The organism is Bifidobacterium sp. LH_230 (assembly GCF_056357555.1).
In genome coordinates this window covers 69,722-87,252 of sequence record NZ_JBKEWJ010000004.1, presented here as the reverse complement: position 1 = coordinate 87,252, position 17,531 = coordinate 69,722, and the positions used below count along the sequence as shown (strand labels likewise).

Below are 17,531 nucleotides of genomic sequence, written 5' to 3'. Positions count from 1 at the left end.
TCCTTTCCTGTCGTCGGCTCTGCTTTGCGCCGACACATCTGGTGATCGGACGAGTGATCGTCCTGTTTTCGGGCATGCTTGCGCCCGGCCGGCCGCATGGGCCGACTGTCGGAGGGAGGTATGGGTACGGCTGCGTCAGCCGCGCAGGAGCACTTCCGTGAGCGCTTCGACGACGCTTTGCGGCATGTGCGAGGAGAACCACTGTGGTTCCCCGTAATCGCCCGCGGGCATTTCGAGCGTGTGCAGCGAGGCGAGTGCGTTCGCGCCCTCGCGCCGCACGAGATCCCACGCGCGTTCCTTGGTGAAGTACAGCATCTGGGCGTCGTTGAGCACGGCGAACGCGTCGTGTTCGGTCGGCTGTGGGGCGATCGCGAGTCCGCCGTCGACGCTGATGCGCAAGTCGCCCGTGATTGGCACGTCGGCGACGTCGACGGTCAGGCTGAGCGTCGCCTCGTCGTACGTCGCGCGGCAGTCGGCCGTGCGCCCGCCGATCGTCGCGGTGACGATGCGGGACAGGTCGCGCATGCGATCGTCGCCGGCAACGTCGTCCGTACGATCGCGCATGTCATCGTGCACGTATTCGGCGACCGGGTCGGCGACGCCGCGGAACACGATGCGCCACGACCGGTGTTCGGGGATGGCGGTCCGCTCCCCCGCCGCCGCGGCGACGGTGAACGCGCCGTGCGTCCAGTCGAGCGTGAGATCGGTGCGGGTCCAGTGATTGGCCTCGTCGACGCCGCCGCCGTCCTCCCACAGTGCGAACGAGCCGTCCGATCCGGGGAAGACGAGCACGTCGAGCGCGGTCGGATTGTCGGTCGAGTTGAGCGTTATGCCGTCGGTGAGACGTTGCATCGGGATGATGCCGCCGGCCTTGACGAACACGGGCATGCGGTCGAGCCCGCGCCACGCCTGCATGGTGCGGCCGCAATCCGGCCGGGACGCGTAGTGACGTCCATCGAAGAAGTCGAACCAGTCGCCGTGCGGGAACCACACGTCGGCCTTGGCGCGCTGCGTCTCATGGCTGCCGGGCTCGAGGATCGGCGAGACGATGAGTTCGGTGCCGAATCGGAATTCGGTGGGTACGTTGCCGCCCGAGTATTCCCAGTACATGGGTTCGACGAGCGGTTCCCCGTCGACGGCGGCGCGGCGGTTCATCGAGTACAGATACGGGATGAGCCGGTGGCGCAGCCTGAGTGCGTCCGTCATGGCTTCGCGGGCTTCGGTGTGGAAGTTCCACGGTTCTTTGCCGTTGAACGGCGAGTCGGTCGAATGCAGGCGATTGATCGGGCTGAACGTGCCAAGCTGGTACCAGCGGGCCTCCAGCTCCTCGTCGCGGTAACCGAACATGTGGCCGCCGATGTCGTGGCTCCACCAGCCGTAGCCGATGTTGGAGGCCATGGCGGTGAAGTACGGTTGGAATTTGAGCGATTCCCACGTGACGACCGTGTCGCCGGAGAAGCCGACCGGATAGCGGTGCGAACCATAGCCGGAGTATCGGGAGAACGTGATCGGCCGCTTGCCTCGGCGGGCCGAGTCGAGGTAGTGCAGGTGGTTGAGCATCCACAGCGGGTCGAGGCCCTTGACGCGCGTGACGCCGTCCTGCTGCCAGTCGATCCACCAGAAGTCGACGCCCTGGTCTTCGAGCGGGTGGAGCACCTGTTCGAAGTAGGCGTTCATGAACGTGGGATCGGCCGCGTCGAATTCGATCGTGCTGCCCTGCGCCGGGTCCTTGCCGAACGCCGTGCAGATGCGCGCATAGGATTCCTCGAACGCACGGATGCCGTCGCGCGGGTGCAGGTTGAGCGTGGTGCGCATGCCGTGCTCGTGCAACCAGCCGAGGAAATCGGACGGATGCGCGAACAAGGCGCGGTTCCAGGTGAATCCGGTCCAGCCGGAGCCGTATGCCGGGTCCACGTCGGTGACGTGCCAGTCCATGTCGATCACGGCGACGGTGAACGGCAGTCCCTCGCGTTCGAAGCGTTCGACGAGCGTACGGTATTCGGTATCCGAATAGCGGTGGTAGCGGCTCCACCAGTTGCCGAACGCCCAGCGCGGCAGCAATGGCGTGGGGCCGGTGAGCCGGTAGTAGTCGCGCAGCGCCTCGCGGATGCGGCCCGCGTGGCCGAACAGGTACAGGTCGCGCGTGGCGTGCGGTTTGGCCGTGACCCATTCGCCGAACGGGTTGGTTCGGCCGTTGACCTCGGGCATGGCGCGTACGAGGTTGTCGGCGGAATCGTCGATGATCACCCAGCCGTCGCCGGACAGCAGGCCCGGTTCGAGCGGCGCGGGCCCGTCGATCTGGTCGAGCGTGCGCGTGGTGCCGCCGCGGTTGGCGGACTGCGCGTCGCCGTAGCGCCACGTGTTGTGCTGGGATGGCGAGTCCTTGACGGTGACCGCGAGGCCTTCCGCGCTGAACGGTTCGCCGTTGTACGAGATGCGCAGATGAGCGGTTTCGATGTCGATCCACCCGTCCGCGTCGCGGCGCACGTCGAAGCGCGGCACGCTGCCGAAGTCGCGGTTGACGACGGTCTGCGTGCGCTCGTCGACGAATGCGCCGCTGTCGGACCATTCGAGTCGGATCAGCGAGTCGGTGAGGATGCCGATGCGCCAATGCTCGCCTTGGACGACGCATGCGGGGTTCATGCGGGGCTTGCCCGTCTTCGATTCGGTCGTGAACCGTGCTGCGTCGACCATGGCGACCGCCTTTCTACTGGGTGGCTGAAGGTGCGCGGGGCAAGGTAGGTCCCGTGCACTCATTGTCCCTCGTTTCGCTCCAGCCCGCTATTCGCCCTTGTCGGCGAACGCCGGGTCGGAGACCGCGCTGTACGCGTTGCCGGCCACGGCCTCGACGCGTTCGACGCGCGTGATGCCGCGTGCGGCGAGCTTGGCCGGGTCGTCGGCGTCCGCGGAGGTGATCAGGCATGGGCGTTCGCCATGGCGGGCCAAGCCCATCCATGCCTCGAACACGGAGCCGGCCGGGGCGAGCGCGGCGCGCAGGGTCGGGTCGCCATGTTCGTCGACGGGGATGGCGATGGCCGTGGTGCGCGACGCGGGGGCCGGTGCGTGCGCCTTCGCGGCGCGGATGGCGTCGCGGAACGCCTCCCCCACGTCGGTGAGCATGCCGTCCACGTCGAACAGACCGAGCTCGTGCTCGAAGAACGGGAAGTCCGAGAACGTCCTCGGGATGCGGTGCGAGCACCACCAGGTGATGCCGTACACGTCAGGGCAGTCCTCGATGGCTTCGATCGATTCGCGGCAGAACGCGGGGGCGTCCTGAGGGGCGACCACGTTGCCGGGGGCGCCGATCTCCTGCACCCACACCGGGTGGTGCGCCTCGGCGGCGAACGCCTTCGACAGCTCGACGAGCCATGCGGCGTGGTGCGTGCTTTCGAGCGACATCGGACCGTAATGCTGGCCGGTGCCGTTGAACACCCACGAGTGCACGGTGGTGATGTCGCCCTTGCGGGAGGCGTACTGCGGGCGGAACGCGTGGCCGTCCATGTACCACACGGCGTCGTTCTCGCTGTGCAGGATCACGCGGCCGTCCTCGTGGGCGCGCCGCTCGACCGAGCCGATGAGCCGGTCGAGCCATGCGCCGATCTGATCGGGCGTGGCGACCATGCGGCGCGGGTGCGTGCGGTCGGTGAACTGGTTGCACTCGTTGCCGAGCGTGAGTCCGGCGAACGCCTTGACGTCGGCGAGCGCGTCGTAGATGGCTTTGACCAGGTCGCATTGGGCTTCGATGGCCGGCTCGTCGGCGAACATGCTCGCGTCATGCCAGGAGACGAGCCAGGAGGGCACGAAGTCGAAGCTGGAGAGGTGGCCTTGGATGACGTCGACGTAGACGTCGAGTCCGGCTTCGCCGCCGATTTCGACCATGTGACGCAGGTCGGCGATGGCCTTGGGGTTGATCCACGTGCGGTTGGGCTGCAGGAGGGTCCATAGCGGGAAGACGCGCACGTGGTCGGCGCCGAGGTCGGCGATCTGGTTCAGGTCGCGGCGGATCGCGGTCCAGTCTGGGTCGAGCCATGAGTAGAACCATTCGCCGGAGGGCGTGTAGTTGACTCCGAATTTCATGGTGGGTGTGCTCCGGGGTTATTCCTTGACCGATCCGGCTTCCAGGCCGTTGAAGATGTAGCGCTGGAAGACCAGGAAGAAGATCATGATCGGGATGAGGGCGACGATGGTGCCGGCGGCGACGACGCGCGGGTCGGATACGAAGGTGCCCTGCAGGCGGCTCATGCCGAGCGTGAGCGTGTAGTGCGAGTCGTCGGTGAGCACGATGAGCGGCCACAGGAAGTCGTTCCACGAGCCCATGAAGGAGAAGATGCCGACGAGTGCCATCGTGCCTTTGACCTGCGGCACACAGATGCGCCAGAAGCGTTGCCAGATGTTCGCGCCGTCGACTTCGGCGGCTTCGATCATCTCGCGCGGGATGGCGTTGAACGCGTTCATGAACAGGAGGATGTTCATGGAGCTGACCAGGCCGGGCAGGGCCACGCCGATGAGGTTGTTCTGCAGGTCGAGGTTGCGGATGATGAGGAACTGGGAGATGAGGATCGTCTCGCCGGGCACCAGCATCGACAGGAACAGCAGGCCGACGACCAGTCCCTTGCCCTTGAATTTGAGCAGGGCGAGCGAGTAGCCGGCGAAGCATCCGGAGATGATGTTGCCGCCGATGTTCAGGGCCGCGACGATCAGCGTGTTGCACACGTAGAACAGGATCGGCAGGCGCTTGAACACCTGGATGAAGTTGTCGATGGTCGGGTCGACGGGGATGAGGTACGGCGCGGCGTACATGTCGTCCTTGGGGCCCTTGAACGCGAGCGAGATCTGCCACAGCAGCGGCGCGGCGAGGAAGAGCAGCAGGGCGATGAGCACGATGATGCGCACGACCTTGCCGGGGGTGACGTGGTTGTACTTGTTTTCCATCACTGCTTTGCTTGTCATCAGTCTTCGCTCCTACGCTGGACGATCCATTCGATGCCGATGATGCAGCCGAGGACCACGAACATGACCATGCCGAGTGCGCCGGAGTAGCCGGTGCGGGCGTTGATGCCGGTGCCTTCCTGCTTGATGAGCATGGTCATCGTCAGGTCGGCGCCGCCCACGCCGCCCGAACCGCCGGAGAGCATGTAGATCTCGCCGAAGACGCGGAACGCGGACATGGAGCTCAGGAGCATGACGAGGATCATCGTCACGCGGCAGCCGGGAAGGGTCACGTGGAAGAACTGGCGGATGCCGCCGCAGCCGTCGATGGAGGCCGCCTCGTACAGGGTGTTGTCGATGTTGGCGATGTTGGCCAAGTAGATGAGCATGTAGTAGCCCAGGCCGCTCCAGATGGTCACGGCCATGGCGCTGAACAGCAGCAGCCAGCGGTCGGTGAGGAACGGGATCGGGGTGCTGATCCACTTGAGGGCCTTGAACGTGCCGTTGAGCAGGCCGTCCTTGTCGAGGATGTTGGTCCACAGCAGGCCGACGACGACGCTGGACATGATGACCGGCGTGTAGAAGGCGGTGCGGAAGAAGTTCATGATGCGGGTCTTCTCGGCGACGAGCGCGGCGAGCATGAGCGGCAGGATCACCATGAACGGGACGATGCACACCACGTACAGCGACGAGTTGAAGAACGCGGTCTGGAAGCGCCGGTCGGTGAACATCGTGATGTAGTTCTGCAGTCCGACGAACTTGCCCGGCCGAAGCAGGGTGGAGTCGGTGAAGGACAGGCGGATCGTGTTGAAGAACGGCACCAGCGAGAAGGTGCAGATCCACAGGATCGGGGGCAGGACGAACAGCCAGGGGACGATGCGGCCGCTGTTGCGGGGATCGACCCCCTGCGCGACGGGCTTGCCGCCGCGCTTCTTGGTCTTGGATTGAGCCATGATGGGGGTTCCTTACGGATTCAAGGGACGCTTAGATGCGCTCGTTGCAGTACTTGACGGTCGCGTCGAGGGCTTCCTTCGCGCTGATCTTGCCCTGCAGCGCCTGGGCGATCTCCTCGCGCAGCATGGTGGAGCAGGCGGAGGTGAACTGCGGCGGGCCCCAGATCTCGCCGTTGCGGATCTGGTCGGCGGACATGCGCATGGCCTCGGCGTCCATCGTGTCGTCGGACGGGTTGAAGAAGTCGTCGTCGATGGTGCCGGTGGAGGACGGGAACACGTTGGCCTTCTTGTCGAACGCGAGCTGGTTGTCGGAGTTGGTGACGAAGCGGGCGAACTTGATGGCCAGGTCCTGGTGCTTGCTGGTGGCGTTGACGGTGAGCATCTCCATGAACATGTTCGGCTTGGTGTTGGCGATGAAGTCGGTGATGGCGAGGTTCTCGAACACCTTCGGTGCGTTCTTGCGGATGTCGTCGACGCTGTACGCGTTGCCGTTCATGAACGCCTGCGATCCGCCGTTGAAGCTCTTGGACTCGCCGGAGGTGGAGCTGTTGAGCATGTCGTCGGTGAACGCGCCGGCGTTGTACATGTCGATGTAGTGCTGGACGAACTCGACGCCCTTCTCGTTGTTGAACGTGAATTCGGTGTGGTCGTCGTTCATGAGCTGGACGCCGTACATGCCGAAGTCCTGGATGGACGGGATGCCGGAGGTCAGCGCGTACTTGCCGCCGCAGTTCTTGCCGAACGTGTCGGCCATGGCGAAGATGTCGTCCTGCTTGGTCGGCGGGTCGTTCGGGTCGACGGTGATGCCGCATTCCTCGAGCACGGCCTTGTTGTAGAAGGTCGGGCCGGAGTTGAGGTACCACGGGAAGCCGTAGGTGCCTTCGGCGAGGTCGGTGCCCTTGAAGGTGGCGGCGGACCATGCGGCCGGCAGATAGTCCTTTTCGGCTTCGGGCGCGGCTTCGGCGAGGTTGAGCAGGATGCCGGCCTTGGCCAGCGTGTATGCCGGTTCGGGGCCCATGTCGACCACGTCGGGAAGTTCGCCGGCGGCCGCGTCGGTGGACAGCTTGTCCTCGTAGTTGTCGGCCGGCTGGTCGACCCACTTGATGGTGACGCCCGGGTTCTCCTTCTCGAACTGGGCGATGAGGTCCTCGAAGTAGGAGGTGAACTTGTCGTTCTTGAGGTTCCAGGTCTGGAACTTCAGTTCGGTGCTGCCGCTCGACGAGCTGGTGCCGCAGGCGGCCAGTCCGCCCATCATGGCGATCGCCGCGCCGAGTGCCACGGCCTTCTTGAGGGTTCCCTTCATGGGTGTTCTCCTTTTCTTTTTTTGTGGTGTTTCTTCATCGAAACGTCTGGGTGATGCAAGCCGGGAAAAGGCCGCGCTTGGTGAAACCCGCGGCGTGCGCGCCGCGGATCGGGTTGAGGTGTTCGGTTATGTGGTTGGTTTGGGTTGTTGGTGTGCCGGCTCCGGGAAAGGGATGGGTCCCGGAGCCGAAATCCGTGGGTTCGCTACGCGCGAGACAGGCGCAGCGTGGTCAGCTGGAATGGCTTGAGCGCGAGTTTGGCGCCTTCGGCCTCCTGCTTGCCGCCGACGAGTCCGTCGGGTTCGTCCGCGTAGGATTCGTCCTGCTCGAGCGTGTTGGTCTCGCGCACCTGCCAGCCGGCGAGCGGGCCGGACGCGTGCAGCGTGGCTTCGGCCTTGGCTCCGGCGGCCTCGTAGAGGCGGACGATCACGTCGCCCGAACCGTCGTCGGCGAGCTTGATCCAGTCGACGACCGGCGTGCCTTCCGTGGCTTCGATCGTGACCGGCGAGCCGAGCGCGGGCATGTTCTCGAGCACGGGGGCGTTGATCTCGCCGGCCGCGGCGACGAGCGGCGCGATGTCGGCGCACGGCAGCACGGTCCAGTCGAACTCGTGGCGGCCGATGTCGGTGCGCGGGTCGGGCGCGGTGGGCGCGGCGACGAGCGAGAGGCGGACCATCGTGCCGGCGATCGCACCGTCATGGTCGCGAAGCGAGCTGACGTCGGAGCCGTAGGTCGAGCCGTTGGCTACGCCGATGCCGTAGGACGAGTCGTGGATGCGCACGAAGCGGTGCGAGCAGCTTTCGAACATCGCCTCGTCGCCTTCGGTGTTCTTGACGATCGGGCGTTCGATGAGGCCGTACTGGCATTCGTACTGGGCTCGGGTGGCGCTCAGGGCCATCGGCACGTCGACCTTGAGCAGTTTCTCGGGCACGTTCCAATCGACGTCCGCGTGGAAGTCGAGCTGGCCCTTGCCCGGGCGCAGGGTGATGGTCGTGACGATCAGGTCGGTGCGGAATCGGTTCGTGGTACGGATCACCGCGGAGCCGTCGGCGGCGGTTTCGACCGATTCGATCTCGCCGTCCTCGAGCGGGGTGGCGCACAGGAAGGCGTCGCGTTCCACGTCCCAGGCGTCGAACACGCCAGGTTCGTCCTTGAGGATCTCATAGCGGCCGAGCGATGCGTCCTTGGCGACCGTTTCTCGGCCGGTCTTCAGGTCGATCATCGAGTCGACGGTGCCGTTGGCGGCGACGTGCGCGCGCAGCAGCCCGTTGTCGATCGTGACGGTGCCGTCGTCGTGGCGTTCGATCGCGACCGCCTCGCCGTCGGCGTCCACGCTGGCCGGGGTCCATGCGCCGACTTCGGCGAACTGGCTGATGCGGGCCTTGGCGATGCGCGCGGCGTCCGGGTTGGCGGCGGCGATGGCCTCTATGGCCTTCTGCGCGATCTCGTGCAGACGCTTCAGGTCACGGGCATAGTCTTCGCGGGCCACGCGGTGCGCCCATTCGATGGCGGAGCCGGGCAGGATGTCGTGGAACTGGTTCAGGAGCAGCGTCTTCCAGATGCGGTCGATGTCGGCTTGCGGGAACGTGTAGTCCTTGTTCTCGAGAGTGGCGAGCGTGCCGAGGTATTCGACGGCGCGCAGCGCGGATTCGGTCTTGCGGCAGCCGCGCTTCATCTCCTGCTGGGAGGTGAGGGTCTTGCGGTGCAGCTCGAAGTAGAACTCGCCCTTCCAGCGCGGCATCTCGTCGCCGGCCTCGGCCTTCATCTCGGATTCGGCCTTGGCGAAGAAGTCGTCCGGCGTACCGTATTCGACCTTCGGCATGCCTTCGAAGCTTTCGAAGCGGTGTTCGCGCATCGCCATCTCGCGGATCGGGCCGCCGCCGCCGTCGCCGTAGCCGAACAGCAGGATGCCGCGGTCGGATGTGTCCTTGTCCTTGTAGTTGCGCTGCACGTACGCCATGTCGTGGCCGGACATGTCGGAATCGTACTTGTCGGCCGGCGGGAAGTGGGTGAAGATCTGCGAGCCGTCGACGCCCTCCCACATGAACGAGTGGTGCGGCAGACGGGTGGTGTCGTTCCAGCACAGCTTCTGGGTGAGGAACCACGAGTAGCCGCTTCGCTTGGCGATCTGCGGCCAGGCGCCGGTGTAGCCGAAGCTGTCGGGCAGCCAGATGCCGTTCGGGACGACGCCGAGCTTCTCCTTGAAGTAGCGCTTGCCGTAGGAGATCTGGCGGATGAGGGATTCGCCGCACGGGATGGTGCCGTCGGATTCGACCCACATGCCGCCGACCGGGATGAACCGGCCTTCGGCGATGCGTTCCTTGACACGTTCGAACAGGTCGGGGTGGCGTTCCTCGAGCCAGGCGAAGTGCTGGGCCGCGCTCATCACGTAGGTGAAGTTCGGGTCGATGTCCATCAGGGCGAGGGCGTTGGAGACGGTGCGGCCGACCTTGCGTTCGGTCTCGCGCACCGGCCACAGCCAGGCGGAGTCGATGTGCGAATGGCCCATCGCGGTCAGGGTCATCGCGGAGGCGTTGGCCGGGGACGCCATCACCTTGTCGAGGGCCTTGCGGGCCGGCTCGAGCGTGGCGTAGTCCTTCTCGTCCCACAGGTTGATGGAGCGCTGCATGGCCTTGGCGAGCTTCCAATAGCGCGGGTCGGCGTCGTTCATGTTCTCGAGCGAGCCGGTGATCACGTCGAGGTCGGCCCAGTAGTCGAACATGTCCTGGTCAAGCGCGGCGATGTCGATGGAGCTGAACTCGTAGCGCTCGTCGGCCTTGCCGGTGGGCTTGGTGCCCAGCTCGGTGACGGTGAACGACGGGACGTTCGGGTTGTACGCGCCTTCGACGTAGATGACGAAGGAGCCGTCCGGGTTGACGACGCGGTCACGCGTGCCGTCGGTCTTGACCAGCGGCATCCAGTGGTTGCGCGGGTGAAGCGCCTTGATGACGGTGCCGTCGGCGCGGTAGGCCAACGCCTCGATGTGGCCGCCGACCGGCCATTCGAGCCAGCCGAGGTTGAACACCAGTTCGATGGCACGGCCCGCGGGCAGGTCAGCCGGCAGCTGACCTTCGACGCGCATCCAGGTGGTGCCCCACGAAGTGCCCCACGGCTCGCCGACGGCGAGCGGCTTGAAATCGACCTGGCCGGACACGGCGCGGGTGATGAAGTCGGCGGGCATCTCCGGTTCGCTCGGGTTCATGACCGCGCCGACGGTGCACTGCGCCAGCGTCTGGTGGATATGCGGCCAGACGCGCTCGCGCATGACGCGCTTGCAGCGGTCGATCTCACGATTGACTTTCAGCAGCATGGCTCTCCTCTGTTGTTGTATCTGCTCTTCGCTGAGACTAAAGCGATTTAGTGGACCGCCGTGGTCCATCGCCGGTTACTAAAGCGATTTAGTTAAAGAATACCACCCATCGAACAAAACGCAAAATCGCCATCCTCGCGACCGTCGCGCCGGCGTGTCGCTATTCAGCGCCGCGGAGCGTGACCGGGAGCGGATCAATCGACACGACCCCACTCATAAACCATTGGAACATAAAGGTTTTACAGGACCGGCGGTTCGACGTGCCCGCTCCCGGTCACGCTCCGCGTGACTGCGCAACCGCATAGTTGCGGATACGTACCGACCACATGGGCAAGACCTCCCGTCACCGAATCGCCAACGTGCACGTTTGTCGTTCGTACCCGTATTCCTCGATCCGTCCCGATGTCGATGAAATACCCAAACGGGAAAAGCCCCATGTCATCCATGATGACATGGGGCTTTTCCCGGATTACGCGGTATTTAGCGGCGGATGCGCAGCGTGGCGAGCTGGAACGGCGCGAGCGAGATGGTCGCACCGTCGGCCGGCACCGCGCCGTCGCCGGCGGCGAGCGCGCGCGGCAGTTCGGCGTCCAGACCCGGCTCCTCCGTCACGGCCACCTCCTGCACGCTCGCGTCGGCGAGCGCGCCGTCGAGGCGCAGCGTGGCTGAGGCGGTGCCGCCGGACGCCTCGTAGATGCGCACGATGAGGTCGTCGGAACCGTCGTCGGCGAGCTTGATCCAGTCGAGCACGGGCGTGCCGGCCACATCGGAGAGCGTCACGAGCGGTGCGGCGGCGGGCAGCTCCCCCACGGTCGGGCTGTTGAGGCGCGACGCTTCGGCGAGCACGGCGTCCATCGGCGCCCCGGCGACCACGCTCCATGCGAACGAGTGTTCACCCTGGTCGGTGCGCGGATCGGGATAGAGCGGCGCGGACAGCAGCGACAGGCGGATCATCGTGCCGCGGCCGGTGCCGTGCGCCGCATCCTCGTGGATGGGGCTGACGTCGGAGCCGTAGGTGGACGCGTTGACGACGGCGGCCGCGTAGCCGGAATCGGCGATGCGCACGAAGCGGTGGGTGCAGCTTTCGAACTTGGCGTCGTCGGAGCGCGTGTTCTTGTTGATCGGGCGTTCGACGATGCCGTACTGGCATTCGTACTGCGCATTGACGGCCTGCACGCCGACCGGCAGGTCGACCTTGAGGAACTTCTCGACCGCGTGCCAGTCGACGTCGGCGGCGAAGTCGAGCGTGTCCGCGCCGGGCCGCAACGTGATCGCCGTTCGGATCTCGACGCCCTGCGCCTTGGTGACGACATGCACGACCGCGCTGCCGTCCGCCCCCGTCTCGACGCCTTCCACGCTCGCGTCGTCCAGTCCGTTCGCGGTGAGGAACGCGTCGCGCTGGATGTCCCAGGCGTCCCAGTGGAACGGTTCGTCCTTGAGCAGCTCGTAGCGGGCGAGACGCGTGCCGGCGGGCACGAGTTCGCGCCTCGAGGCCAGATCGGCCAGCGAGGAGACGGTGCCGTCCGGCTCGACGCGCACGCGCAGGCGCCCGTTGTCGAGGATCGTCGCCTCGCCGTCGCGCGTCACGGACACCTCGCCGTCGGAGACATGCGCGACGTCGGCTGCGGAACGCACGGTCCACGCGTCGCAGATCTCACGCGAGTACGGGGTGATCACCGCGTCCGCAACCGCCGCGTCGGCCGGTTCGACGGCGGCGATCGCACGTCCGGCCTCGAGTGCGATCTCGCGCAGCCGGGCGATGTCACGCGCGTATTCGGCGCGCGCCTGGTGGTGCACCCATGCGATCGCGGAGCCGGGCAAGATGTCGTGGAACTGGTTCAGGAGCAGCGTCTTCCAGATGCGGTCCATCTCCTCGCGCGGGTAGACGTAGTCCGGATTCTTGACGCGGGCCGCGGCGCACAGGTATTCGGCCACGCGCAGCATGGCCTCCTCCTGCCGGCAGCCGCGCTTCATGTCCTGCTGGGCGGTCAGGGTGCCGCGGTGCAGTTCGAGGTACAGCTCGCCCTTGAACACCGGGGTCTCGCCGCGCGCGTCGTCGACGATGTCCTTGCGGACGCGGTCGAACAGCTGGTCGGGCGTGCCGAAGTCGATCTTCGGGGCGCCGGCGAGGTCGCGGTCGCGGCGGACGCGTGCGGTCATCTCGCGGGTGGGGCCACCGCCGCCGTCGCCGAAGCCGTACAGCAGGATCGCGTTGCGCGACAGGTCCTTGTCGAGGAAGTTGCGCTGCGAGTACATGAGCTCGTGCATGCTCATGGACGAGCAGTACGTGTCTGACGGTGGGAAGTGCGTGAGGATGCGCGTGCCGTCGATGCCCTCCCACATGAACGAGTGGTGCGGGAACTTCGTGGTGTCGTTCCACGAGATCTTCTGCGTGAGGAACCAGTCGAAGCCGGCGCGGCGGGCGATCTGCGGCCACGAGCCGGTGTAGCCGAAGCTGTCGGGCAGCCAGATGCCGCGCGGAGCGACGCCCAGATGTTCCTTGAAGTAGCGGCGTCCGAACGTGATCTGGCGGACGAGCGACTCGCCGGAGGGGATCATGTTGTCGGATTCGACCCACATGCCGCCGACCGGGATGAACCGGCCTTCCTTCACGCGTTCCATCATGCGGCGGAACAGGTCGGGATGCTCGGCCTCGAGCCATTCGTACTGCTGGGCGGAGCTCATCGCGTACGTGAAGTCCGGGTCCTCGTCCATCAAGGCGAGCACGTTGGAGACGGTGCGCGCCACCTTGCGGCGGGTCTCGCGTACCGGCCACAGCCATGCGGAGTCGATGTGCGCGTGGCCGATGGCGATGTGGCTGATCGCGCTGGACGACGCGTGCTCCGCCAGCACGCCGGCGAGTTCGCCGCGGGCGGCGGAGAGCGTGCCGTCGATGTCGCGCTCGTCGTAGGCGTTGAGCGAGCGCTGCAGAGCCTTGGCGAGCTGCCAGTAGCGCGGGTCGTCGTCCTTGAGTTCGCGCATGAGCGACGATACGGTTTCGAGATCCATGGAGTAGGCGAACACGTCCTCGTTGAACACGGTGACGTCCATGCGGCTCAGCGTGTACGGGAAGTCGCACTTGCCGGTCGGCCCTTCGCCGAGTTCGGTGGGCGAGAACGGGGTGGGGCCTTCGACAAACGGGTTGGCGGCCGCTTCGATGTAGACGGTGAAGTTGCCGTTCTCGTCGAGGTCGACGGTGCTGGTGCCGTCGGCGTAGACGAGCGGTATCCAGTGGTTCTTCGGGTTGGCGGATTTGATCGCGGTGCCGTCGGCGCGGTAGACGAGGCCTTCGGACTGGAAGCCCGGGCCGCGGTGGCCGAGCCAGCCGAGGTCGACTTCGAGTTCGACCTTGCGGCCCTTGGTCGCCTCGCGGTCGATATGGCCGGTCACCTCGAACCAGGTGGTGCCCCAGGTGGTGCCCCAGGTGCCGGGGATGGCGAACGGCTTGAATTCGACTTCGCCGGCGCGCACCTGCGCGAGGAATTCGCCGGAGGGCACGGGTTCGCCGGGGTTGTCGTGCGAGCGCAGCGTGCACGTGCTCAGCGTGGTGTGGATGTGCGGTTCGACGCGCTGCCACATGACGCGGTCGCATCGGTCGAGCTGCTGGTTGGGCAGGAGAAACATGTGGGTTTCGGCTCCTTTGCTGTTGGTTGACTGGGATTGCTTAATGTTGACGTATGGGACGACGTCGCCGTCCCGCTCCCCGGTGTGGTGGGCGGGACGGCGATGGTTCGCTTCATCAGCGCGTGATGCGCAGCGTGGCGAGCTGGAACGGCGCGAAGTGCAGCGACGCGCCTTCGGCCGGCTGTCCGTTCGCGCCCGCGAGCGCGACCGGCAGGTCGGCGGCGATGTCGTCGCCTTCGAGCACGTTTGTCTCGCGTACCGTGGCACCTTCGAGCGTGTCGGCCACATGCAGCGTCGCGTCGGCCTGTCCGCCGGCCGTCTCGTACAGGCGGACGATCAGGTCGCCGCTGCCGTCGTCGGCCGGTTTCATCCAGTCGATCACGACGGCGCCGCGGTGCATCTCGAGCGAGACGGGCGGCGCGATCGCGGGCGCGTCATGCAGGATCGGCGCGTTGAGTTCGCAGGCCGCGTCGACGGTGCGTTCGATCGTCGCTCCGGCCACGATCGCCCAGTCGAATTCGTGCGTGCCGATGTCGGTGCGCGGGTCGGGGAAGGTCGGCGCGGACAGCAGCGACAGGCGGAACATGGTGCCGCTGTCGGTGCCGTCCGTGGCGTCGCCGCGGATCGGCGCGGCGTCCGATCCGTAGATCGAACCGTTGACGACGGCGGCCGCATAGCCGGCTTCACGCAGGATCGCGAACCGGTTGGTGTCGCTTTCGAACTTGGCTTCGTCGGAGGCGCTGTTCTTGACGATCGGTCGGGTGACCAGACCGTACTGGCAGTCGTAGGTCGCGCGGTCGGTCGTGATCGCGAGCGGCAGGTCGACCTTGAGGAAGCGTTCCTTCTCGTGCCAGTCAACGTCGGCGTGGACGTCGAGCTGGCCTGCACCGGGTCGCAGCGTGAGGACCGTGTCGATGACGGTGTCGCCGCTGACGGTGCGTACGGCGACGTGCGCCGCGCCGTCGTCGCCGGTTTCGGCGGAGACGATCGAACCGGTCAGGCCGTGGCCCATGAGCAGCGACTCGCGTTCGATCTCCCACGCGTCCCAGACGGCGGGTTCGTCCTTGAGCAGTTCGTAGCGGCCGAGGCGGGTGCCGGCGGGCACGAGTTCGCGGCCGGCGGCTAGGTCGGTCAGGGAGGAGATCGTGCCGTCCGCTTCGACGATCGCGGACACGAGGCCGTTGCCGATGCGCACGCGGCCGTCGTCCAGCGTGTCGACCGTCGCCGCGGCCGCGGCATGATCGGCCACGGACCGGACCTGCCACGACGAGCCGTCGGCACGGTACTGGCTGATGCGTGCGGCCGGCAGCACGTCGGCCGTCGGGTTCGTCTTGCGCAGCACGGCGCAGATCTCCTCGGCGATCTCGGCGAGACGGGCGAGGTCGCGCCGGTAGTTCTCGCGCGCCTCGCGGTGCACCCACGCGATGCTCGAGCCGGGCAGGATATCGTGGAACTGGTCGAGCAGCAGCGTCTTCCAGATGCGGTCCATCTCCTCGCGCGGATACTCGTAGGTCGGGTCGGCGATCGTGGCGGCCGCGCCGAGGTATTCCACCGTGCGCAGCAGCGATTCCTCCTTGCGGCAGCCGCGTTTCATGTCCTGCTGGGAGGTGAGCGTGCCGCGATGCAGTTCGAGGTAGAGCTCACCTTGGTATTCGGGCATCTCCGGTCCGGCGTTCTCCTCGAGCTGGGTGCGGGCCTTGTCGAAGAAGTCGTTCGGGCTTTCGATGGTGACCTTGGAAACGCCTTCGAGGTTCTCGTACCGGTGCAGGTGCTCCATCATGTCGCGCGTGGGGCCGCCGCCTCCATCGCCGAACCCGAAGAGGAACAGCGAACGGTCGGCGAGGTCCTTGTCCTGGAAGTTCTTCTCCGCGTAGTCGAGCTCCTGCACCTTGCACCATGCGGCGTACGTGTCGGACGGCGGGAAGTGGGTGAAGATCGGCGTGCCGTCGATGCCGCGCCACAGGAACGAGTGGTGCGGGAACTTGGTGGTGTCGTTCCACGAGATCTTCTGCGTGAGGAACCATTCGTATCCGGCGCGGCGGGCGATCTGCGGCCAGGCTCCCGTGTAGCCGAAGCTGTCGGGCAGCCAGACGCCGCGCGGTTCCACGCCGAGTTTCTCCTTGAAATAGCGTTTGCCGTAGGAGATCTGGCGGATGAGGGATTCGCCGGTGGGCAGCATGCCGTCGGCTTCGACCCACATGCCGCCGACCGGGATGAACCGGCCTTCCCTGATGCGTTGGAGCATGCGCCGGTAGATGTCGGGATGGTCCTCTTCGAGCCATGCGTATTGTTGGGCGGAGCTCATCGCGTATTGGAAGTCGGGGTCGGCGTCCATGAGCGCGAGCGCGTTCGAGACGGTGCGGGCGACCTTGCGGCGGGTTTCGCGTACCGGCCACAGCCATGCGGAGTCGATGTGCGCGTGGCCGATGGCGCTCACGTTCATGGCGGACGCGTTCGCGGGCTTGGCGAGCACGCCGGCGAGGGCGCGGCGGGCGGCGTTGACGGATTCGCGGTCGCGTTCGTCGTAGGCGTTGAGCGAGCGCTGCAGGGCCTTGGCGAGCTGCCAGTAGCGCGGCGAGGATTTGTCGGTATAGGCCATGAGCTGGCTGACGACGTCGAGGTCGACGCGCAGGTTCTCATAGTCGGCGTCGAATTCGGTCAGGTCGGCGGCCTTGAACACGTACGGTTCGTCCGGCTTGCCGGTGGCCTTCTCGCCGAGTTCGGTCTCGATGAACGGGGGCACGCCGAGCAGCAGCGGGTTGCTGGCCGCCTCAAGGTACAGAGTAAAGCTGCCGTCCTCGTTGATGGGGACCTGCGCGTTGCCGTCCGTGTCCATGAACGGCACCCAGATGTTGAGCGGGTGCACGGCCTTGATGGCGGTGCCGTCGGGCCGGTAGACGAGTCCTTCGATGTGGCCGCCGCAGGAGTGCGGGTACCATCCGAGGTCGAGGATCAGTTCGAGCGGCTTGCCGGCCGGGTAGCCCTGCGGCACCTGTCCGGTGAGGCGGAACCAGACCGTGCCCCAGGTGGTGCCCCATTCGCTGCCGATGGCGAACGGCTTGAAGTCGATCTCGCCGGCGTTGACCTTGGTGAAGAATTCATCGCTCGGCATCGGCTCGCCGGGGATGTCGAAGGATTCGACGTTCAGGTGGACGACGACCGGATGGATATATGGTTGGACGCGTTGGCGCAGGATGCGCGTGCATCGTTCGAGTTGCTGTTCGGGTTTGAGGAACATCGTTGGCCTTGCACTCCCTTGTCTGTGTGCCGGTCTGCCGGCATGTGTGCGCCGTCCGACATCGGACGGCTCCGTCGTTGCGCTTCCACGGCTTTACTAAAGCGCTTTAGTACCATTGTCCCCGCAACCCGCGACGGTGTCAAGCCAACTCCCCCGCGCGTGTTGGCCGCGTGCAG

Annotated in this window: 8 protein-coding genes; all 8 read right to left on the bottom strand. The window is 66.1% G+C overall.

The window, feature by feature from the left end; genetic code table 11:
- Window positions 1–135: 135 nt before the first annotated feature.
- Window positions 136–2,694: a glycoside hydrolase family 31 protein gene (locus tag AC1A0G_RS03145; RefSeq protein ID WP_476527420.1), complete on the bottom strand. Its 2,559-nt coding sequence runs from the start codon at window positions 2,692–2,694 to the stop codon at window positions 136–138.
- A gap of 87 nt (window positions 2,695–2,781) precedes the next feature.
- Entirely contained in the window at window positions 2,782–4,077 is a 1,296-nt protein-coding gene (locus tag AC1A0G_RS03140; protein ID WP_476527418.1) for a glycoside hydrolase 5 family protein, read from the bottom strand.
- 18 nt (window positions 4,078–4,095) lie between these two features.
- The gene (locus AC1A0G_RS03135; RefSeq protein ID WP_476505675.1) at window positions 4,096–4,932 is read right to left on the bottom strand and encodes a carbohydrate ABC transporter permease; all 837 of its coding nucleotides are present in this window, start codon (window positions 4,930–4,932) and stop codon (window positions 4,096–4,098) included.
- Window positions 4,933–4,949: 17 nt separating this feature from the next.
- Window positions 4,950–5,882 (bottom strand): carbohydrate ABC transporter permease, encoded by a 933-nt coding sequence (locus AC1A0G_RS03130; RefSeq protein ID WP_476527416.1) that lies wholly within the window; start codon window positions 5,880–5,882, stop codon window positions 4,950–4,952.
- Between the two features lie 31 nt (window positions 5,883–5,913).
- Complete coding sequence (locus AC1A0G_RS03125) at window positions 5,914–7,185, bottom strand: ABC transporter substrate-binding protein (protein ID WP_476527414.1); 1,272 nt, start codon at window positions 7,183–7,185, stop codon at window positions 5,914–5,916.
- 203 nt (window positions 7,186–7,388) lie between these two features.
- Entirely contained in the window at window positions 7,389–10,493 is a 3,105-nt protein-coding gene (locus tag AC1A0G_RS03120; RefSeq protein ID WP_476527412.1) for an alpha-mannosidase, read from the bottom strand.
- A gap of 480 nt (window positions 10,494–10,973) precedes the next feature.
- The gene (locus AC1A0G_RS03115) at window positions 10,974–14,117 is read right to left on the bottom strand and encodes an alpha-mannosidase (RefSeq protein ID WP_476527411.1); all 3,144 of its coding nucleotides are present in this window, start codon (window positions 14,115–14,117) and stop codon (window positions 10,974–10,976) included.
- A 115-nt stretch (window positions 14,118–14,232) separates the two neighbouring features.
- On the bottom strand, window positions 14,233–17,355 hold the full coding sequence (locus AC1A0G_RS03110) for an alpha-mannosidase (protein WP_476527409.1): 3,123 nt from the start codon (window positions 17,353–17,355) through the stop codon (window positions 14,233–14,235).
- Window positions 17,356–17,531: the final 176 nt, after the last annotated feature.